Origin of the sequence: Photobacterium carnosum (genome assembly GCF_021236965.1) — a bacterium.
Classification (GTDB): domain Bacteria; phylum Pseudomonadota; class Gammaproteobacteria; order Enterobacterales; family Vibrionaceae; genus Photobacterium; species Photobacterium carnosum.
Window position 1 is genome coordinate 118433 of record NZ_WMDN01000006.1, and the last position, 19808, is coordinate 138240.

20 protein-coding genes are annotated in these 19808 nt (G+C 36.0%); 12 read left to right on the top strand and 8 right to left on the bottom strand.

All coding sequences use genetic code 11. The features are described 5' to 3' along the window. Window positions 1–604: 604 nt before the first annotated feature. From GLP24_RS08285 to GLP24_RS08295, 3 genes are all read right to left on the bottom strand, one after another. Window positions 605–1207: a putative adenosine monophosphate-protein transferase Fic gene (locus GLP24_RS08285; protein WP_107250022.1), complete on the bottom strand. Its 603-nt coding sequence runs from the start codon at window positions 1205–1207 to the stop codon at window positions 605–607. Next, window positions 1200–1655: a YhfG family protein gene (locus tag GLP24_RS08290; protein WP_232599583.1), complete on the bottom strand. Its 456-nt coding sequence runs from the start codon at window positions 1653–1655 to the stop codon at window positions 1200–1202. The genes GLP24_RS08285 and GLP24_RS08290 overlap by 8 nt, the downstream gene beginning before the upstream one ends. 318 nt (window positions 1656–1973) lie before the next feature. Continuing rightward, window positions 1974–2408, bottom strand: a complete 435-nt coding sequence (locus tag GLP24_RS08295) for an Ivy family c-type lysozyme inhibitor (RefSeq protein ID WP_232599582.1) — start codon at window positions 2406–2408, stop codon at window positions 1974–1976. Between the two features lie 243 nt (window positions 2409–2651). Between GLP24_RS08295 and GLP24_RS08300 the strand changes: the two genes are divergently transcribed. From GLP24_RS08300 to GLP24_RS08310, 3 genes are all read left to right on the top strand, one after another. Further along, on the top strand, window positions 2652–3173 hold the full coding sequence (locus GLP24_RS08300) for a hypothetical protein (protein ID WP_232612952.1): 522 nt from the start codon (window positions 2652–2654) through the stop codon (window positions 3171–3173). 192 nt (window positions 3174–3365) lie between these two features. Continuing rightward, window positions 3366–3905: a heme NO-binding domain-containing protein gene (locus GLP24_RS08305; protein WP_232615849.1), complete on the top strand. Its 540-nt coding sequence runs from the start codon at window positions 3366–3368 to the stop codon at window positions 3903–3905. 1 nt (window position 3906) lies between these two features. Then, window positions 3907–5664 carry an ATP-binding protein gene (locus GLP24_RS08310; protein ID WP_232615850.1) on the top strand — a complete coding sequence of 586 codons (1758 nt, stop codon included), beginning with the start codon at window positions 3907–3909 and terminating at the stop codon, window positions 5662–5664. A 45-nt stretch (window positions 5665–5709) separates the two neighbouring features. Here the strand turns inward: GLP24_RS08310 and mrdA are convergent, their stop codons facing one another. After that, window positions 5710–7686: a penicillin-binding protein 2 gene (gene mrdA / locus GLP24_RS08315; protein ID WP_232577251.1), complete on the bottom strand. Its 1977-nt coding sequence runs from the start codon at window positions 7684–7686 to the stop codon at window positions 5710–5712. 235 nt (window positions 7687–7921) lie between these two features. On the opposite strand from mrdA, the gene GLP24_RS08320 reads away from it, so the two are divergent. Continuing rightward, window positions 7922–8533: a 3'-5' exonuclease gene (locus tag GLP24_RS08320; RefSeq protein WP_202820802.1), complete on the top strand. Its 612-nt coding sequence runs from the start codon at window positions 7922–7924 to the stop codon at window positions 8531–8533. A 134-nt stretch (window positions 8534–8667) separates the two neighbouring features. Continuing rightward, window positions 8668–9714, top strand: a complete 1047-nt coding sequence (locus tag GLP24_RS08325; RefSeq protein WP_227990383.1) for an endonuclease/exonuclease/phosphatase family protein — start codon at window positions 8668–8670, stop codon at window positions 9712–9714. A 108-nt stretch (window positions 9715–9822) separates the two neighbouring features. Here GLP24_RS08325 and GLP24_RS08330 read toward each other — a convergent pair whose 3' ends face one another. Further along, window positions 9823–11229, bottom strand: coding sequence for a DEAD/DEAH box helicase (locus tag GLP24_RS08330; RefSeq protein ID WP_101767719.1), 1407 nt, complete (start codon window positions 11227–11229; stop codon window positions 9823–9825). 166 nt (window positions 11230–11395) lie between these two features. After that, on the bottom strand, window positions 11396–11599 hold the full coding sequence (locus GLP24_RS08335; protein ID WP_101767718.1) for a DUF2986 domain-containing protein: 204 nt from the start codon (window positions 11597–11599) through the stop codon (window positions 11396–11398). Window positions 11600–11783: 184 nt separating this feature from the next. On the opposite strand from GLP24_RS08335, the gene GLP24_RS08340 reads away from it, so the two are divergent. Further along, window positions 11784–12401 carry a DJ-1/PfpI family protein gene (locus tag GLP24_RS08340; protein WP_232583541.1) on the top strand — a complete coding sequence of 206 codons (618 nt, stop codon included), beginning with the start codon at window positions 11784–11786 and terminating at the stop codon, window positions 12399–12401. Window positions 12402–12428: 27 nt separating this feature from the next. Here the strand turns inward: GLP24_RS08340 and GLP24_RS08345 are convergent, their stop codons facing one another. Then, entirely contained in the window at window positions 12429–12758 is a 330-nt protein-coding gene (locus GLP24_RS08345; protein ID WP_101767716.1) for a DUF1840 domain-containing protein, read from the bottom strand. A 207-nt stretch (window positions 12759–12965) separates the two neighbouring features. Here GLP24_RS08345 and GLP24_RS08350 point away from each other — a divergent pair, with 207 nt between their 5' ends. Together GLP24_RS08350 and GLP24_RS08355 are read left to right on the top strand one after the other, a co-directional pair. Continuing rightward, on the top strand, window positions 12966–14375 hold the full coding sequence (locus GLP24_RS08350) for a hypothetical protein (protein WP_232615851.1): 1410 nt from the start codon (window positions 12966–12968) through the stop codon (window positions 14373–14375). A 301-nt stretch (window positions 14376–14676) separates the two neighbouring features. Then, on the top strand, window positions 14677–14859 hold the full coding sequence (locus tag GLP24_RS08355; RefSeq protein ID WP_152653483.1) for a hypothetical protein: 183 nt from the start codon (window positions 14677–14679) through the stop codon (window positions 14857–14859). A gap of 71 nt (window positions 14860–14930) precedes the next feature. On the opposite strand, the gene aroG is transcribed toward GLP24_RS08355, so the two are convergent. Further along, window positions 14931–15983: a 3-deoxy-7-phosphoheptulonate synthase AroG gene (gene aroG, locus GLP24_RS08360; protein ID WP_232615852.1), complete on the bottom strand. Its 1053-nt coding sequence runs from the start codon at window positions 15981–15983 to the stop codon at window positions 14931–14933. A 448-nt stretch (window positions 15984–16431) separates the two neighbouring features. Here aroG and GLP24_RS08365 point away from each other — a divergent pair, with 448 nt between their 5' ends. Genes GLP24_RS08365 through GLP24_RS08380 form a run of 4 tightly spaced genes read left to right on the top strand, consistent with a single transcriptional unit; the run spans window position 16432 to window position 19768 of the window. Further along, the gene (locus GLP24_RS08365; RefSeq protein ID WP_101767712.1) at window positions 16432–17169 is read left to right on the top strand and encodes an amino acid ABC transporter ATP-binding protein; all 738 of its coding nucleotides are present in this window, start codon (window positions 16432–16434) and stop codon (window positions 17167–17169) included. A 10-nt stretch (window positions 17170–17179) separates the two neighbouring features. Further along, the gene (locus GLP24_RS08370; protein ID WP_152653482.1) at window positions 17180–17980 is read left to right on the top strand and encodes an amino acid ABC transporter permease; all 801 of its coding nucleotides are present in this window, start codon (window positions 17180–17182) and stop codon (window positions 17978–17980) included. Between the two features lie 28 nt (window positions 17981–18008). Then, on the top strand, window positions 18009–18824 hold the full coding sequence (locus tag GLP24_RS08375) for a transporter substrate-binding domain-containing protein (protein WP_101767710.1): 816 nt from the start codon (window positions 18009–18011) through the stop codon (window positions 18822–18824). A 2-nt stretch (window positions 18825–18826) separates the two neighbouring features. Continuing rightward, window positions 18827–19768 (top strand): amino acid ABC transporter permease, encoded by a 942-nt coding sequence (locus GLP24_RS08380; protein ID WP_232601463.1) that lies wholly within the window; start codon window positions 18827–18829, stop codon window positions 19766–19768. Window positions 19769–19808 lie beyond the last annotated feature (40 nt).

The window sequence follows — 19808 nt, forward strand, 5'->3', positions numbered from 1 at the left end:
AATTATATAGCTTGATAGCTAACAGCTTATTATATTAACAACTTACCCGAATTTATTCTTTGAACATGCGCCCGTATTTATCTTTTCATAATATAAAAAACATTATAAATCAGATACATTTTTACTGTTCAAACCCAATAATAATCACAAAATCGGCACTGACCTATTAGTTTCTGGATTTTCTACTAATGATGAATATAAGAATATTTGGCAGTAGTATATTTAGTTTGAAAACTCAACGCGCTGTGAGTAGATTCCCTATCGCCCTCGCGGGCATTCACTGTAGGGAATGACGGATACACTCAGCCCATTATTCATCATCTCGAAAGTTGAAAAACGAAGCTATCCGTGATCTATTCACCACGTAATCGAGCCTTAAAGACACCAGCGAAAATAACAAAGCCAATGGAATTAACGCGTAATAATTAAAGAGGATCTAATTATAAATCAATGAATTAAATTGATTGGTTCACACCAAGGATAACTCTCGACTTCTTTTCAGCACCCCCCTTCATGATATTTTCAATATTTACTTATATAAAGCTGCTCGGGCTTGTCCAACACTTCGAATAGGTGTCAGCTGCGCGATACATGTGCTTATTTGTTAACTGCGCTTTTCAGCTTTAGTTACACAAACAGAAAATAGCTCTTTCATTGGCGCATAATTACAATGGTAACCATGGATATTTGCAGTTACCCACTGTTCAGACGTAATACCAGAAAAATTAATATTGTAACCACAGTTAATTGCAATGTGTTCAAACAACAAACGTTGGGTGCGACCATTACCTTCACGAAATGGATGTAGAACGTTAATATCGCAATAATACTCAGCTAATTTAGTAAGAAATTCATCGAATGATAGATCAACTAAATACTTATCTTTTTCTAACATTGAAAACAGATTATTCGCTTCTTTTCCAATCCTAGCAACATTGCAGAAGCGTGTATTTCCTTTTGAAATATCAATCGTTCTTAACTCGCCAGCCCATTCAAATAGATCAGAGAACAAGATACGGTGAATTGAACACAAATAAATAAAGTCGTAAGGAGGTAATTGAAACTCCACATACATTGCAGCTAACGTCGTTAAATCACGCTCAGCAGCCTTTAATACTGCTTCATTATTAATATTGAGCTTATTAACTAGAACCGTACTATTTTCGTAAGTATAAGGATCATGTGTTGTTCCATATTTATCAGCCATTGAGCGCCTCTAACGAATTTACGTTTGAGTATTTATTTAACAATATTTGACGTTGTTGCTCTCTATCGAGAGATAAATCGAAATCACTAGCAATATCATGCCCTTCTAAACGCATACTTTCTTTAAAGTTATCCATTTTGACTTGCTCGAAATAGGCATGTTTATCTTCATAAGAAGAAAGTATTGAATTACTAGGCATCACTAAATCAATATTATTAAGTTGAGATTGAATCGCTTTCCCTGATTCAAAAACACCCCAACTATTAATAGAAAAATGAAAGGTTCGACCTTGACGCTTTCTTTCAATATTTAAGCCTAGGTTTTCAATTAGTGAATTAACTACAGATTGTACTTTACGTTCAGAGATCCCAGTAGCAGCAACAATAGCTTGAGTATTTGGAGATTCTAATCGTGTCATTGCAGCTAAAACTAATAATTCGTACTTCATGCTTACCTCGCACATTTATGCGGAAATAATATTAGTCTACAACTCAAAGAGAATGATTGCCATATTTTGAAAGCTACAGTTAACGCCCAACAACATGCTGATAGTAGATTCCCTATCTCGTTCGTAACCTCACTGTAGGGAATGACGGGGTAAGTTGGGCATTCACTAGCAGGAATGTTTATGTTTCACCACAGAGATACAAGACACCCATATCTATACGATTCAATGTAGATTTCAGTGCGTGGTGAACAAACAGAGCCCTCAGTACAAAATTGAACGCTCTATTTCTGATAACCACTAATTGCAGAGCGGTAATTTTTATTGCCAGTTGGGATTTTGGCTCAAGGCTTGTGTGAAGACACTTTTTACTTGCTGATCAGGCTGACCAATATATTGATATGTTGCGTAAATACTTGGGGTATTCAATGCGTCAGGCACATCTTTTACATGCACAATCATTGAATATTTTTTATTATTATCGGCCGTTAAGGTGATCATAAAATCACTGGCACAATCATGAGGTTTACAAAAAGAAACAGCATCGTAAGTATCGCCGCCCATCACAATCGCTTCTAACGGTGATGTTACCATGTCATCTTTTATCCAATCTGGAAGCTGTTTTTCGACACTCGCTATCGATTGAACTGCATTTGCTGTCACAATTTTAGCACTCGGCTGAGTTGACGATGTATGAGAATTATTACACCCCACAAGCATGACACTGATTACTGCTACTAATAACAATTTTTTCATTCTGACTCTTGTAACCAATAGTTAGGTTTATAATTAAAATATAAGTAATTAACATCATATAGTGATACCACATATAACGACTATTATTTTATTCTTTTAACTGTCTATTAAATCTTACTGGGGTATATTTAATTCAATCACAACACAATGTAACAACTGATTTTATCGAAAAAAATCAAATAGCATACCCTATTATTGTGATTTAGGTTATGGTGTCAGCAATTGAATAAAAGAAGTGATGATATGCCACTAATTACAGAAAAACTGATTACTTTAAAAAACGCGTGGATGGCTAGCCATGTTACTGATGCTGAATTTCCAACCCCATTAAGTGAACTAGGTTTACATCTGTATCAACTCGCACACTCAGAACTGTCTACACAGATCATTGACTCAATTATCTCTCCAAGTGAATCATCGTTAACGTTTTATCCTGTTGATTGTCATCCCCTCACTATCCGTTATGCATTGGTTTATTCAAGCTATTGGCAACAAGAAGATCAACAACAAGCTATTGTTGAGTACCTGACTCAGATTATGTTTGAAGCCGACACAAAAGCACAACTGTATGTGGGTTTTTATAACGGTAAGCCTGCAGCAACAGGTATGATTTATACTGATATTAACGATGATAAAAAAATATCATTAGTCAGTGATATCCATGCATTACCACTGCCTAATCAGACCCAACTAATGCAAAACATGGAGCAGTTTTTATTACATACTGCTCAACAAACCTCTGCAACAGTAATACTGCAAAAATAATATTGATAATCAAGATGTAGTTATATTACATCTTGATATTTTTACTACCTAGATCTCAAATATATAATGTTCTTTACACTCCCTTTTGACGCACCAATAAACTCTGCCATAATTACTAACACAACGTCCCCCTTAGTGATTGGTTGCATAATAATTACACTAACTGGACAGTATTAGATAATAAGGGACGATATGAAAGGGATTATTTTTACTGAATTTATTTCGATTGTAGAAACACAATTTGGTTTAGAAATAAGTCAGCAAATGTTTGATCATGCTAATGATGCTGGTGTTTATACCACTATTGGCAGCTATGATCATCGTCGGTTAATTAAACTCATCATGAGCTTAAGCCATATCACTCACATTCCGGCACAAGATCTACAGCAAACCTATGGTCGATTAGTTTTTCCTGCACTATTACAAGCACTACCCATACCTGATATTGAAAATGATGATACTTTTAGCTTTATTGCAAAAGTCGAACGACATATTCATATTGAAGTCAAAAAACTCTATCCTGATGTAACACCACCTAAATTCACATTTAGTAATCAAACCCAATCAACCATGATCTTAGATTATCATTCAGCTCGTTGCATGGGGTACGTTTGCATGGGCGTATTAGAAGGCTGTGCTAGTTATTTTAATCAATCATTAACCATCGCAATGCAACCTATGAATGCCTCACAAAGTCATGTCCGATTTTCATTAACACTCACTGGTGACTAACATGGATACCAATCGCCATATTATGTTATTAGAACGCAAACTAGAGCGAGAACATGCTTCGCGTATTATGGCTGAGAAATTATTAGAAATAAAAAGCCGCGAACTTTTTGAAATTAATAACATATTAGAAAAATCATTAGAAAAACTACGACTACAAGCAGAGTTAGATTCTGCTCAACTCGCCTATCAAACAAAGATAGAAAATTTACTCCTTACTTATGCACGGTTATTTCTCAAACAAGCGCCCTCTTGTGACAATATTCAGCAATTAATCGAAAGCCTCATTGATGGCTACTACATTACTGCCTGTCATATTTCCATTATGCCCATTGAAAACATTACCATTAGTGGTGAATATTGCAGTGGACGTGAACAGATATGGTGCCCACCAGCCGCTCTTAAAAATCAAATCTCTTTATGGGATCCAACAACCAACCTTTACTGGACGGCATTAATTAATAACAACGATATTGTGGGATATTTTGCAGCAAGAATATCGGCCCCAACAAATAGAACAACCATAATTCAGCAGCATCTAGCACTTTTTTGTGAATTATTTCGGTCTGCTATTGGGCGTCAAATCACACTAAGCCGCGCAATTCATGCCCGTCAACGTGCTGAGGATTCAGAGCAATCAACCCGTGATTTTTTGGCGATGATTAACCATGAATTACGTACTCCCCTTAATGGTTTATTAGGGACTGCAGAGCTATTACAAGACACAGAATTGAATGCCAATCAAAATAAATTATTAACCACATTAAATCATTCCGGCGAACTACTTCGCGCTATTATTAACGACTTACTTGATTACAGTAAAATAAATGCTGGCATGTTAGAGCTAATAGAAAAACCCTTTAATAGCCATTTATTAGTCACTAAATTAAGGGATATATTTTCTCATCGTGCGTTAGAAAAACGGTTAGATTTCACCATTGATTATGATACTGATATTCCACGTTCAATTAATGCAGATGAAGATCGTCTTAAACAAATCTACGTTAACCTTATTGCTAATGCGATAAAATTTACCCATCAAGGATTTGTACGTGCAAAATTTAGTTGGCAGGATAATCGTCTAATATTTACCGTAGAAGACAGTGGTTGCGGTATTGAACAACAGCAACAACATAAATTATTTAAACCGTTTAGTCAGATCGATATATCAAGTAAGCGTAGCCATGAAGGTACTGGATTAGGACTGGCAATCTGTAAACAATTATGTGAACAAATGAACGGTAATATTACGTTATCGAGTGAGCCTAAAAAAGGAACTACGTTTTCAGTATCACTGCCATTAACAATAAGTACACGTGACGAAACACTCTCTAATCATCCACCGATTACACACGAAGCATTACAAAAATTAAATATTTTGGTCGTGGAAGATTTAAAAACAAACCAAATGATCATTCAACTAATGCTTCAAAAACATAATATTAATGTCACTATCGTTGATAATGGTCAGGCGGCGTTAGATATCATTGCCAACCAACCTTTTGACATTGTACTGATGGATTGTCGTATGCCGATTATGGATGGCTATTGTGCCACCAAAATTTTACGTCAACAACATTTCACCAAACCTATTATTGCATTAACGGCAGGTACAACAACCGCTGAGCGAGAAGCGTGTATTAACGCTGGTATGGACGATATTTTATGTAAACCTTACATGGCCTCTGAATTACTCGCGATGCTAAACGAATGGTTTAATAGCTCGCATCAATCTCATTTTAGCCGTGAGTCAAAGACTTAACATCACGGCTAAACGATTCTATTACCGATTAATACCCATTCATCATTATGGCTGTTTAGTTTGGGGCGAATGTAACCCCACAAGTGATGGTGATGGCTGTTGTACTAACTCATTAGGCTGAGGATGTAATGTCGGTTTCAGCAAAACATACTCCATAATATCTCGCGCCAAAGGAGCAGCATGCCAACCCCAACCACCATGTTCTAACACCACCGTCACTAAAATAGTGGGATCATTAGCAGGAGCAAAACCCGTAAATAAAGCGTGATCTTTAAAATGCTCAGCAACTTCATTCGCGTTGTAATGTTCAGTATCCTTCATTGAATAGACCTGACTTGTACCTGTTTTACCCGCCACTTGAAATGGCATATTTTGGAACATTCGACTAGCCGTTCCTTTTTCAACAACAAGCTCCATACCCTTTTTAATGATCGCCCAATCTTTTTGAGGTACTGAGGTCAGAGGTTTAAAATCAGCAAAAGTAACCGGTTGCTGAACCTTACCATCAATGATGTCTTTTAATAAATGAGGACGATGCTCAATGCCGTCTTCTGCAATAACTGAGGTCGCTTTCGCTATCTGTATCGGGGTTGCGGTCCAATATCCTTGACCAATTCCTAGTGGTACAGTGTCTCCTTGCATCCAATGATGATGAAAACGCGCCATTTTCCATGCTCGAGTAGGCATAATACCGGTTGAATCTTCATCGATATCAATACCTGAGTGTTGACCATAACCAAATTTAGTCATCCACATTGATAATCGATCAATGCCTAAATCATAAGCCACTTGATAAAAATAGGTATTCACTGATTTTTCAATCGCTTTATAGATATCAACATTGGCAAAGCCTTGCTTTCTATCATCTCTGAACTTACGACTTTTACTATGAGGAATACGCCACCAGCCATGGTTATTACGCACCGTATGTACCGTGATGACCCCTGTTGTTAAACCAGCGGCAGCAAGTTCAGGTTTTACAGTTGAACCCGGCGGATATAAACCTAGAGTAGCGCGGTTAATAAGCGGACGTGCGGGGTCATTCAGTAATGCGGCATAGGCTTTCGATGAGATGCCATTAACAAACAAATTCGGGTTATAACTCGGACTTGAAACCATGGCTAAAATCGCTCCATTCTTCGGGTTCATTGCCACGATAGCACCTCGACGAACTTTCGTTACTATCAAGCCTGTTATTGGATCTTGCTGTTGTAATGTCAGTAATTTTTGTGAATAAAGCTGTAAGTTAATATCAATCGTTAACGTTAGATCTTTGCCTGCAACGGGCGGTACATAAGATAATGTTCGTACAACGCGACCATGACTATTTACTTCAACTGTTTCATAGCCAGTTTTACCATGAAGAAGATTCTCATAGTGATGTTCAATGCCTAACTTACCAATAGTACGGGTTGCTTTATAATTTTCGTATTCACCGCTCTTTTTTAAGGCTGCAATATCACGATCATTAATTTTCCCAACATAACCTAATAGATGTGTTAATGCGGCACCATAAGGATAATAGCGCTCTAAATGCGCATCAACATTCACTCCAGGATATTCAAATTCATTAACGGAAAATACCGCTACTTGTTTGTTATTCATCTGCGCAATGAGCGTTACAGGTTTAAAGGCTTGAGTCTGTGATTTTGCTTTATTAAACGCAGTAATATTTTGATCTGATATTCCCAACAATTGCTGAAGTTGGTTTAATACCTGTGGCAGATTTTTTACTTGATCAGGTGTTATTTCTAATGAACAAACGGGAATATTATCCGCCAATATCACCCCATTACGATCATAAATACGACCACGATTAGGCGCGACAGGGATCAATTTAATACTATTATTATTAGATCGCGCTTTATATTGACTATAATCCTGTACTTGTAAATGATAAAGGTTGGCAATCAACACACAAGTTAAAATCAAAATGCCAATAAAAGCTTGAATGGCTCGACGAATAAATAAGGCTTTTTCTTGTTTATGATCGCGAATCTGACGGTAGCATTTTTTCTTCATAGAACGTTTAATTGACTCATAATCGGGGCGATAATTCGCTAATCCTCAAATAATAACACCGTATTGATTCTTTTATAGAATACAATATGCCAGCATAGTTTAAATAATAATAACATACTGATGTTTACTGCTAATTTTGTTATTGAAAGTGGTATGAAATTCACAACCTACGATTTACAACCTTAATGATCACGCTACAATACGGCTCGTCTTAATAGCTAAAGATTAAAAAATGATTAATTCTCGTTCCGCAGATAGCGTTATCGTACTCGACTTTGAAACAACGGGCTTATCACCAGCCCAAGGTGATCGAGCCATTGAGATAGGTGCTGTTAAACTTGAACATGGTCAGGTAGTTGCACATTTCCAGCAATTAATGAATCCCGGCTTTCGTGTCAGTAGTTTTATCGAGAACTATACTAGCATTAGTAATAATATGCTCCGTACGGCACCTTGTTGTGAAGACGTTATGGCTGATTTCGCTGATTTTATTGGTGATGCTAACCTTGTTGCTCATAATGCTTCTTTTGATCAACGTTTTCTTACTGCTGAATTAGATATTATTGGTCGTCAATACCGTGAACAATTTGCCTGTTCAATGCTAATTGCTCGACGTTTATACCAACATGCACCCAACCACAAGCTGGGCACTTTAGTGGAATATAAGCATATTCACCATGATGGTGTTTTTCACCGAGCATTAGCAGATTCGGAAATGACGGCCCGATTATGGCTAACAATGATTGATGATATTAAACATCAATATGGCATTAACGATATACCATTTTCATTAATGCAAAAATTCGCTAAAACGCCTAAAGCCAATATCAACAAAGTGTTCTGCTAGCGGGAGGTCTTCTCCCACATTCAAAGCATCACTGTTATTAATGTCTCACTCTGGTATGCTACATATCAATAATTTAGCGTAATCATAAAGCCTAAGTCATGCACTTCGGCTTATATTTACTGAGAGTGTGTAGTGTGCCAAACGTTAATCAGCCTTCTTATGAAGTGCCCGTACCTACCGTTAAAATTGCCAGTTTTAACTTATTAAATTATCTTGAGCCACCAATGGCTTATTATGATTTTCAAAATATTTATACCCTTGAACAATGGCATAAAAAACAAGCATGGATAACTCGATTTCTTGATAAAAACCAACCTGACATTATTGGTTTTCAAGAAGTATTCAGTAGTGAGAGTCTACAATCTCTGTTGGAAAAAGCGGGTTACCCTTATTATGCGGTAATTGATTCTCCCACAGTGATTGATGATTTTATTTACCGTAGCCCTGTCGTTGCTATCGCATCAAAATTTCCTATTACTGAAATATCGACCGTAACAGCCGATCAACAAGCTGCTACATTATTGGGTTTGCACGATTTTCACTTTAGTCGAAAGCCCCTTAGAGCCACAATTAATATTCCACATATTGGCTTAACTGACTGCTATGTTACGCATTTCAAATCAAAACGTTCATTATTTGATGATCCACTTCCTAGTACTATTGTTCCATCAGACACTGCATTATCACGTTTTGCAGGACAACGCTTAGGCAGTTGGGGCTCAGCGATGTTGCGCGGCACTGAAGCGAATCTATTATTGTTAGCCATTTTAAAACAACGCGAATCAAGCGCTCGACCAATGTTATTAATGGGCGACTTTAATGATGAACTATCAAGCTCATGTTTAGAACAACTGATCGCTGGCAATGTTTTTGGCATGTCTGACAGTGATATTGAGCGTTTAATTGGTTATTACCGTTTATACGATAGTTGGACGTTGTTTACCCAAAATACTGAACAAGCAACATTGTCCCGACCACCAACGCATTACTTTGGTGCAAAAAGCTCAGTACTTGATTATATTTTATTATCACAAGAGTTTAATGCCCAATACCGCGGTTCATTATTTGAAGTCAGCCATTATCATACGGAAGATAAACACCTAGTTAACAGCAGCTTTGAAGAAGATGGTTATAGTACTGACCATGCTCTTCCCTGTGTGACATTGTCATTACGATGTTAATTACACAAATTATAGATAAAAAAAACCAGCGTTATGATTCATCATCATTAACACTGGTTTTTATTAAGTCTATTTACTAAAGCGATTTATTAAACCGCAGTAGCGACTTTAGTTTACCGTTGCAGCAGGCTTACGGTTACGTTGCGGTGTGCGACGAGGTGGCTTACCATCTACTGCTTTAGGTTTAGCATCTGCAGGACGTGGCTTACGAGCAGGTTTTGCACCTTCACTACGTGGCGCATCATCACTGCGAGGTGTTGCTTTACGTCGAGCAGAAGGCTTACTGTTAGAGAAAGTACGCTTTTCGCCATTAGCATTTGGCTTCTTAGCTGTTTTAGGCTTGCTAAGAGGACGTGTGTCTAATCTTGACGCTGGTAAATTAATCGATGGTTCAAAACCTTCAACAATTTCACGATCTAATATTTGCTTTGTTAGACGCTCAATGGCAATTAAATCGCCGTATTCATCAGCACAAACTAATGAAATAGCTTCGCCAACACAACCTGCACGGCCTGTACGACCAATACGGTGAACGTAATCTTCAGCAACATGCGGTAATTCAAAGTTAACCACTTGCGGCAATTGTTCAATATCTAAGCCACGAGCTGCAATATCTGTTGCAACAAGTACACGAACATTACCTGATTTAAAGTTAGCTAGCGCTTTTGTACGTGCGCCTTGGCTCTTATTACCGTGAATAGCAGCAGATGAAATACCGCGGCTTTCTAAGTGAGTCGCTAATCGGTTTGCACCATGTTTAGTTTTAGTAAACACTAACACTTGCTTCCAACTACGCTCATTTAACAACTTCGTTAATAAGTTTGCTTTTTTCTTTTGATCAACAGGGCAAATCCACTGCTTAACCGTCGGTGCCGCTTGGTTGCGAGGATTAACATCAATCTCAACAGGATTATTCACTAAGCCTTTAGCAAGCGTACGAATGTCATCAGAGAATGTCGCTGAAAACAATAGGTTTTGACGTTGCTTTGGTAATAACGCTAAAATTTTACGAATATCACGAATAAAGCCCATATCTAACATACGGTCTGCTTCATCCAAAACTAAAATTTCAACATCACGGAATTTAACCGCATTCTGGTTGTGTAAATCCATTAAACGACCAGGTGTTGCAACTAAAACATCAGCACCTTGACGTAGACGGTTTATTTGTGGATTGGCTTTTACACCACCAAATACAACGGCTGAATTAATTGGTAAATTTTTACTATATTTTGCAACATTCTCAGCAACTTGAGCCGCAAGCTCACGGGTTGGTGTTAGAATAAGTGCACGAATATGATGTGAACGAGCAGGTTGACCACCAGATAATTTCTCTAGCAGCGGCAATGTAAAACCTGCTGTTTTGCCTGTACCCGTTTGTGCCGCCGCCATGACATCCTTGCCTTCCAAAATTGCTGGAATTGCTTGCGCTTGAATTGGGGATGGTTTTTCGTAGCCTTGCTTAGCAACGGCTTCAAGAATTGGGGCGGATAGGCCTAAAGAGGCAAAACTCATAGCATCTCTCTTTGTATAAAATAAACGCACAGTAGCGTAGTAGCTTGTTCATCTGATGATAAGCAAGCAATCACCCTATAAATAATAATAGGTATGATACGAAAAAACAGAAAAACGACCAAAATCATGTTTCTGTTTAAGGTATAACATTAATATTTTTTAACTATTAATTAACTGTAGATTCAATTTCACTATCAATAATAGTTTCTGATGTTGCATCTACAGTTTCAGTAACCAGTGCGGCTTCATCATCAAGCGTGGCACGTTCTGCTTTAGAAATATAACGGGGCTTAGTGCTTTTATTCAGCTTAGCATTCGCCTTCTTTATTCTCTTTTTTAGCGTTTCGTTAATTTTTTTCTTTCTATTCATAATCGTGTCAGTTGATATTTTGAGCCATTTTTAAACAGGGAGCTGATTGTAATCATTCGCAGCTGAATAACAAGCATTATCCTCATAATGCAATTATAAAAGCTAAATTATCATCCTCGACACACCTGATCATAACTAATTAGACTATTACTAAGGAGATCAAGTTCATTAAAAGGAATAAATAATGTCCGTTCGACAAACTGTCACCGTTTTACTGTTTGAACAATTTGAATTACTTGACGCATTAGGCCCATTGCATATGTTTGGTTTATTACCCGAGTATTATCAACTGCAAATCATAACAATCAATGGGCAGCATGTTACTAGTACTCAGGGTATTAATATGCAACCAACACTAAGCTTTAATGACACAATATCTGCGGGAATCTTAATTATCCCTGGAGGCGCGGGTATTCGGCTTGCAACTCATAACAAAGACATTTTAGCTTGGCTGAAAAAAGTCGCACCACAACAACGCATTGTATGTTCCACGTCAACTGGCGCTGCATTACTTGCCAACGCGGGATTACTCGACAATGGCAAAGCAACTACCACTCAAAAAAACCTTGATTGGGTGTGTCAATTTGGTCACAACATTCAGTGGCAAACTTCAGCTCGATGGGTACGTTATGGCAATGTTTTCACAGCATCAGGAAGCTCAGCAAGCCTTGATATGTCATTAGCGATTATCGGTCATCAACATGGTGATTCTATTGCTCGCCGCATTGCTGCTGACACGGAATATTTATGGCTTAACGATCCTAACGATGACCCTTTCGCCCCCCTCCATCTCGTTAAATAATTTCATTAATGAAACAAATAAGCGACACTACTTCCACATAACATAACTTTTTACTGATATTGCCGTCTTTAATAAGTCAATAAGGGGAATAGCACGAACTACAATACTAATTTTCACTTCTTTTTCATTGTCATCGTTATCCACATCAACCACTTGCTGTGTATTCTGCGCTAACACTTGTTGTTGCTTTGCAACCGTGAGATTTTTTTCTAAATTAGCTAAAGCACTCCCAACATCTTCTGCTGTTATTGCTCCTGGTATCTCTGTTGTAAATTCCATCATCGTAATCAATGATTGCGCAATATCACCAAACATTGTGACATTATTATGAGATTTGCTACTAAATGTAACTAACATTATTGTCTCCAGCGTTTAATACCAACGTAATTGTTTATCTATTTAACCACACAAACACCTTTGCTACATTAAAATTACATAAAAAAACAGTCCTTAATGAACATTAATTGTAATTACGCACAGGCTTGTATATGCCATTAATGTCGGTATAATATCATTGACTAAAAACTATAAATACTGTGGAATATGAACATCTTACGCAATTTTATGTTTCTTCTATTATGCTTCATTACAGGCTGTGATAAAGAAAGCTATATCGATTATTCTTCTTTTAATATCAAACCTGAAATTATTCCATATCAAAAACAACAAGGCTTTATTATAACAAACAACTATAGTCCGTTTAAAATACCATCAGAGTTTAATAATCTTGAATATGCAGCTAAAAAATTAGTTTCGTCAAACTGGTTATCTAATCCACATTATCTTGAAGATATTAACCATCTAATATATTTATTTAATCAAACACACATTAAAAATTCAGATGTTTTTATTCAAGCACTTAATAATAGCGCTTTAATCTATAAAAAAAACATGATTGAAGTTAATATTATAAAAAGAAAACTTCAAGCAGACATCACTCAAAAATTAAATCATTACCAACAACAATTAACATTAATAAACACTCAGCTTGAAATAATGCAAATCAATGAAAAGAAACAGATTAAACATATTTCAAATATAAAAAACACCATAAAAGAAAAGCAACAATATTATACTAAATTACGTCGTTCTTTAAAGCGTGACTTACAAGCTATTTTACTCAATAATGATCTTACTTTTGACCTAATATCCGATATTAAATTCAAATATAGAATAGACAAAACACTTCATTGCTCAAAGTATTTAGATATTTATCAAAAAATAAAATTAACCTCCCCTTATGCTTGTATTTATTATAATAAAGAAGAATTAATTAATAAAATACCAAAAGAAAAACAGCATAAAATAGCTGTTATTATTGATACGTACATACCAAAATTGTGGAAGACAATGGTACAACTTAATGGCTATTTTGAATATGATTATAACAAACAAGTTTTTAATAATTATTTACAAAAAGATTTAATGGTAGCTAATAATAATTTAGCTATTAAACGTACCTTTAAGACAGAACAACAAGTTCAATATTCAATAGAAAAACTCATTAATAAAAGTAAACAATTAAATATCGCAATGGCTGCTAATATTAATAAAAACTTATTAGATAAAGATAATATGATTGATATATCAAGCACTGCATTTTATGATCAATTATTACCATTGTTAAGTAATAATATAAAGGACCCTACCCTTAATTTTTCATTACTTTATAATAATAAATCCTTAATTAAAAAATTCACTCAAGAATATGCAATAAAAATACTGAATGAATACCCTAAAAAATTAACATTTAGCGTTGCAGACAACGGAAAATTTACCCTTCCAAAAATACGCGAGAATCGCTATAAAATAGTTATTGATGTAAAAGAAAGTTACAGTGTCATTTATAATAATGATAATATTCTAACACTACCTACAGATCTCCGCCGAAACACGCCCAATACAATAGCTATGGGGTATAATCTTAACCAAGTTATCAGCCAGAAATTATTTAAACAGTGGTATAACAGCTAGTAAGCATATTGTTAATATCATCTTAGGAGTGTTCTGATATTATCCATACAATACTTATAGCCTCGTTTATACTGATCGCATTGATATTTAAATAAAATTATTCTCTTATTATAATAAACAACAGTTAAAGAATAGAAAAAACAAATGAAATTTTAAATGTTTTGTATATAAAATAACAAATTGTGCCTTATTTATCGTACATCTTAAATTATTTATTTCCACAAAACTTAACATTCTGAGTACACTTAATAAGTAGTCCTTATTTTTACACCCTTATTACTTGCGATAATTTGGAGTTATTATGACTGATAAAACACTTATAGCTGACACTCATGATATTTTTAATGCTTTTATTGTTAATGGGTTACACCATCATTATTCAATATATTGCCAATTCCCTTTTAATGAAGATATTGTTAATCAACATAGTTATGGTGATAATTTTGATATCGAATTTAATGATGGTCACAGGCATCATCAATAAAGCCCCTACTTTTATAATAAATAAAGGCTTTTGTAATGTGCTTATCTATCATCAATTTAAATGACTGATCATCATTTATGACGACGCGTTCTAACATCTGCCGCAAGTTGACGTAAAACTTTATCAGTATCATTCCAACCGATACAAGCATCAGTAATGCTTTGACCATAAATTGGTGTTTCACCATCAATAATATCTTGACGACCTGCAACTAAATGACTTTCTATCATCACACCAAAAATAGCCTTATTACCATTGGCAATTTGCTGACCAACATCTTCAGACACAATAACCTGTCGTTGATATTGTTTTGAACTATTCGCGTGACTAAAATCAATCATCAATTTATTACGTAAACCCGCATTAACTAGCTGCTGCATAATAACATTGACATCATCTTCACCATAATTTGGCGCTTTACCACCACGCAATATAATATGACAATCTTCATTCCCCGCAGTTGCAACAATTGCAGAGTGGCCATATTTTGTTACTGATAGAAAATGATGAGGTGCACTTGCTGAACCAATAGCATCTGTTGCTATTTTAATATTGCCATCGGTGCCATTTTTAAAGCCAACAGGACAAGAAAGCCCAGACGAAAGCTCACGATGGACTTGCGATTCTGTTGTTCGAGCGCCAATTGCCCCCCAACTTATAAGATCCCCCATATATTGAGGTGTGATCATATCTAAGAACTCACCTGCCGTTGGTAATCCTAAATCAGTCAGATCGGCGAGCAGTTTTCGTCCAATCCTCAAACCATCATTAAGTTGAAAACTATTATCCATATACGGGTCGTTAATCAACCCTTTCCAACCAACCGTTGTTCGTGGTTTTTCAAAGTAAACTCGCATCACAATTTCAAGATCGTCTTTAAGCTCTTCTCGTAACAGCCTAAGCTTATTGCCATACTCTAATGCAGCTTGAGGATCATGAATTGAGCAAGGTCCAACAATGACCAATAAACGATCATCTTGATCATTTAAAATATTATGAATTGATTTACGTGACTCATACACTGTTTTTGCTGCTGTTTCAGATGCAGGAAACCGCTCTAACACTGCAATCGGTGGTAAAAGTTCTTTGATTTCACTAATACGAATATCATCCGTTTTATGCATACATCTACTTCCTATAATTCCTTTTAATACACAATAATTAGTCAACAAAAGACAATTAACCATAAAATATTAATTTTGATACATTTGCTTAACTTATCGTTTAAAAACTAAGAGTGCAAATAGTTATTAGATCAAAAATAGCATTAATTTTTTCATTTTATGATAAATGTTGCATAAGACTTCCTATAAATGGCAATATATGAACAGAAACATCAAAAAATATGGAATATATCATTACACGAGAGAATAGAAACACTGTAAAATATACTTACAAAATAATGAATAACTAAATTTTTTATGCTTTATAGAATACAGATATACGTAATATAGTATTAAAATAGCATTGACCAATATTAATATATTAATTAAATAACTATGTATTCTTTTACCATAAAACATAACTATAGATAAAATAAGTAGATGTCTATTAATTTTAAGGAGTGTTGCATTGTCTGAAAACAACATCATCACATTTAATAATGTTGACAAATGGTATGGTAATTATCATGCACTCAAAAATATTAATCTTTCTATTAGTAAAGGTGAAAGATTGGTCATTTGTGGGCCTTCAGGTTCAGGAAAATCCACATTAATTCGCTGTATAAATGGTTTAGAGCAATATAATAACGGTGACATAACCGTGGCTGGACATTTGCTTAATAACAAAGAGCTTCATACCATACGCGGTCAAGTTGGCATGGTGTTTCAACACTTCAATTTATTTCCTCATATGACCGTTTTAGATAACCTTACATTAGCTCCTCGTCGTGCATTAAAAATGTCAAAAATCGACGCAGAGAATTTAGCTCGCAAGTTTCTCGACCGCGTTCATATAGGTCATCAGGCAGATAAATTTCCAGGACAGCTCTCTGGCGGTCAACAACAGCGAGTGGCGATTGCTCGATCTTTATGTATGAAACCCAATATTTTGCTTTTTGATGAACCAACGTCAGCGCTTGATCCTGAAATGATCCGTGAAGTTCTTGATGTAATGAAAGAACTCGCAGATGATGGAATTACCATGATTTGTGTTACACATGAGATGGGGTTTGCACGTCAAGTTGCAGATCGGGTTGTGTTTATGGATCAAGGTGAGATTATTGAAATAGCACCTCCTGCACTCTTATTTGATAACCCTAAACATCAGCGCACACAACAATTTCTTGAAAACATTCTTAGCTATTGAGATCAAAATAATGACCCAAGATACGCGATCTCAAATTCCTAAACTCATCACCATTATCTTACAAGTAATCTGCGTTGCTTCAATCATAATGTTGCTACTCAATAGCGGTGCAAAAGCCATGAATTATCACTGGCAATGGTATCGTATTCCTGAATATCTTTGGCTTAAAGAAGACGGCCAATGGTATCCTGGTGACCTACTTGAAGGTTTAATGGTAACGCTGAAAATATCAAGTATCAGTTTAATCTGTACTGTTGTAATCGGATTTATTACCGCTTTATTACGAATGTCTAATTCTATTGTCGGTAGAGGCCTTGCCCGTGGCTACATTGAAGTCATCCGTAGTACACCTTTACTCGTACAAATCTACCTATTATATTTTGTATTTGGCCCAGTATTAGGCATTGATCGTACGAGTACGGCCATCTTAGCACTGTCTTTATTTCAAGGTGCTTATAGTGCTGAAATTTTCAGAGCAGGACTTCAAGGGATCCCGCGAGGTCAACGAGAAGCTGCTGAAAGTTTAGGGTTATCACAAATTGACAGTTATAGATTTGTTGTTATTCCACAAATGTTTAGAAAAATCATTCCACCGCTCACAAATGAAGCGGTATCTTTAGTAAAAAATTCTTCCATTGTCAGTATTATGGCTATATTTGATTTGACAACAGAAGGACGAAATATTGTCGCAGACACCGCAATGCCGTTTGAAGTTTGGTTTACCGTCGCGGCGATTTATCTTTGTATCACTTTAACATTATCAGCATTAGCTGTTTGGCTTGAACGCCGTTTAAGTATTCCTAACCACTAAATTCACATACACATCGATGGAGAAAGCTATGAAACGCTTTATTACGGTATTAGTGACCGTTTTCACTTGCTTATTAGGGGCAAGTAATGCCTTTGCGGCTGACAACAATAATGCACTACAACAAATAAAAGAAAATGGCACATTACGCGTTGGTTTATCAACATTTGTTCCTTGGGCTATGCGTGATAAACAAGGTGATTTAATTGGTTTTGAAGTCGATGTTGCTAAACGTTTAGCCGCTGACGCAGGTTTAAAAGTTGAATTCGTGCCTACTGCTTGGGATGGTATTATTCCAGCACTATTAGCAGGTAAATTTGATGTCATTATTGGTGGTTTAACCATTACACCTAAACGTAATATGAGTGTTCTTTTTTCTCACCCCTATTCATACTCTGCCGTTCAAATGGTCGCTAATAAAAAACTCGCATCAAAAATGACAACGATTGCAGACTATAATAAACGTAGCGTAACAATTGCCGTACGCAGTGGTGCCTACCCGGTTCAAACTGCACGTCAATTATTTCCAAAAGCAAAACTACGCCAGTTTGATGATGAAACTCAAGCTTTCCAAGAAGTACTCAATGGTAATGCACAAGCAGCATTAGCTTCGACTCCAACACCTGAACAAATGGTCATTAAAAATCCAGATAGTTTATTTATGCCCTTTAAAAAACCATTAACACGCTATGCAACAGGTTTTGCTATCCGCCAGGGTAATTTTAACTTACTCAACTTCCTGAACAATTGGATTCAAGTACGCACAGAAGATGGTTGGTTAAATGAACGTTACCAATATTGGTTTAAAACAACTAATTGGCAAAATCAGGTTAACGAGAATAAATAATAATGACTGTAGCTAAAACGTCATGTCACAGTACATCACAGGCGGGTTCACCCCTGCCTGTGAATCGTCGATTTAATTTCAAACTCAATAAGCTCGATATTATTTTACTCATCATTATTGGGTGTTTTATTAGCTGGTTAGTTTATCGATCATCCATTGGTATTCACTACAATTGGCATTGGCATCAAGCATTCAAGCTGATCTTTACTAATAGTAAAGATGGTGGAATACCTTATTTTATGCAAGGTATTATTAGTACTATTCGAGTCAGTATCTGGGGAATGATTTTTGCCGCCACATTTGGTTTATTGATCGCTTTAGCGCATCGCTCATCATTTAAAATCATTCAGCTTATCGCAAGTAGCTATATTCAGTTATTACGTAACATACCACCACTTGTATTTGTGTTTATATTTTATTTTTTCATTTCAAATCAATTGGTTCCACTACTCGGTCTGAGTGATCTATTTCGTCACTATAATGGCAGCGAAAATGTATTACAAATCGTTTTATTTGGACACAGTAATCTGTGGGAAAATTTATTTTCAGGTGTGCTTTGTGTCGGTCTTATTGCTGCGGCTTATATCGCTGAAATTATTCGCTCTGGTATTGATACTATTAGCAAAGGCCAGTGGGAAGCTGCTGATTCATTAGGCTTATCAACATATAGTCGGTTTCGATTTGTAATATTTCCACAAGCCCTAACTGCGATCATACCGACACTTGCGGGACAGTTTATATCCATTGTAAAAGACTCTTCTATTATTTCATTGATTTCTATACAAGAAATGACCTTTACTGGTTCTGAAATCGCTAATTCCTCAGGGTTTATCTTTGAGATATGGCTTATTGTTGGAGCGGTCTACTTTATCTTATGCTTTAGTTTATCGTTACTCTTTAGAAGGCTAGAAAAATACAGTTCACGTCATTTACAACATTCATAAATATCATATGTAAAACCCAAGAATAATAAATATTCTTGGG

What these genes read in the sequence shown, in the direction of transcription:
- GLP24_RS08285 (WP_107250022.1), bottom strand. Translation starts at nt 1,207, where the DNA reads ATGGCTGATAAATATGGAACAACACATGATCCTTATACTTACGAAAAT.
- GLP24_RS08290 (WP_232599583.1), bottom strand. Translation starts at nt 1,655, where the DNA reads ATGAAGTACGAATTATTAGTTTTAGCTGCAATGACACGATTAGAATCT.
- GLP24_RS08295 (WP_232599582.1), bottom strand. Translation starts at nt 2,408, where the DNA reads ATGAAAAAATTGTTATTAGTAGCAGTAATCAGTGTCATGCTTGTGGGG.
- GLP24_RS08300 (WP_232612952.1), top strand. Translation starts at nt 2,652, where the DNA reads ATGCCACTAATTACAGAAAAACTGATTACTTTAAAAAACGCGTGGATG.
- GLP24_RS08305 (WP_232615849.1), top strand. Translation starts at nt 3,366, where the DNA reads ATGAAAGGGATTATTTTTACTGAATTTATTTCGATTGTAGAAACACAA.
- GLP24_RS08310 (WP_232615850.1), top strand. Translation starts at nt 3,907, where the DNA reads ATGGATACCAATCGCCATATTATGTTATTAGAACGCAAACTAGAGCGA.
- mrdA (WP_232577251.1), bottom strand. Translation starts at nt 7,686, where the DNA reads ATGAAGAAAAAATGCTACCGTCAGATTCGCGATCATAAACAAGAAAAA.
- GLP24_RS08330 (WP_101767719.1), bottom strand. Translation starts at nt 11,229, where the DNA reads ATGAGTTTTGCCTCTTTAGGCCTATCCGCCCCAATTCTTGAAGCCGTT.
- GLP24_RS08335 (WP_101767718.1), bottom strand. Translation starts at nt 11,599, where the DNA reads ATGAATAGAAAGAAAAAAATTAACGAAACGCTAAAAAAGAGAATAAAG.
- GLP24_RS08340 (WP_232583541.1), top strand. Translation starts at nt 11,784, where the DNA reads ATGTCCGTTCGACAAACTGTCACCGTTTTACTGTTTGAACAATTTGAA.
- GLP24_RS08345 (WP_101767716.1), bottom strand. Translation starts at nt 12,758, where the DNA reads ATGTTAGTTACATTTAGTAGCAAATCTCATAATAATGTCACAATGTTT.
- GLP24_RS08350 (WP_232615851.1), top strand. Translation starts at nt 12,966, where the DNA reads ATGTTTCTTCTATTATGCTTCATTACAGGCTGTGATAAAGAAAGCTAT.
- GLP24_RS08355 (WP_152653483.1), top strand. Translation starts at nt 14,677, where the DNA reads ATGACTGATAAAACACTTATAGCTGACACTCATGATATTTTTAATGCT.
- aroG (WP_232615852.1), bottom strand. Translation starts at nt 15,983, where the DNA reads ATGCATAAAACGGATGATATTCGTATTAGTGAAATCAAAGAACTTTTA.
- GLP24_RS08370 (WP_152653482.1), top strand. Translation starts at nt 17,180, where the DNA reads ATGACCCAAGATACGCGATCTCAAATTCCTAAACTCATCACCATTATC.
- GLP24_RS08375 (WP_101767710.1), top strand. Translation starts at nt 18,009, where the DNA reads ATGAAACGCTTTATTACGGTATTAGTGACCGTTTTCACTTGCTTATTA.
- GLP24_RS08380 (WP_232601463.1), top strand. Translation starts at nt 18,827, where the DNA reads ATGACTGTAGCTAAAACGTCATGTCACAGTACATCACAGGCGGGTTCA.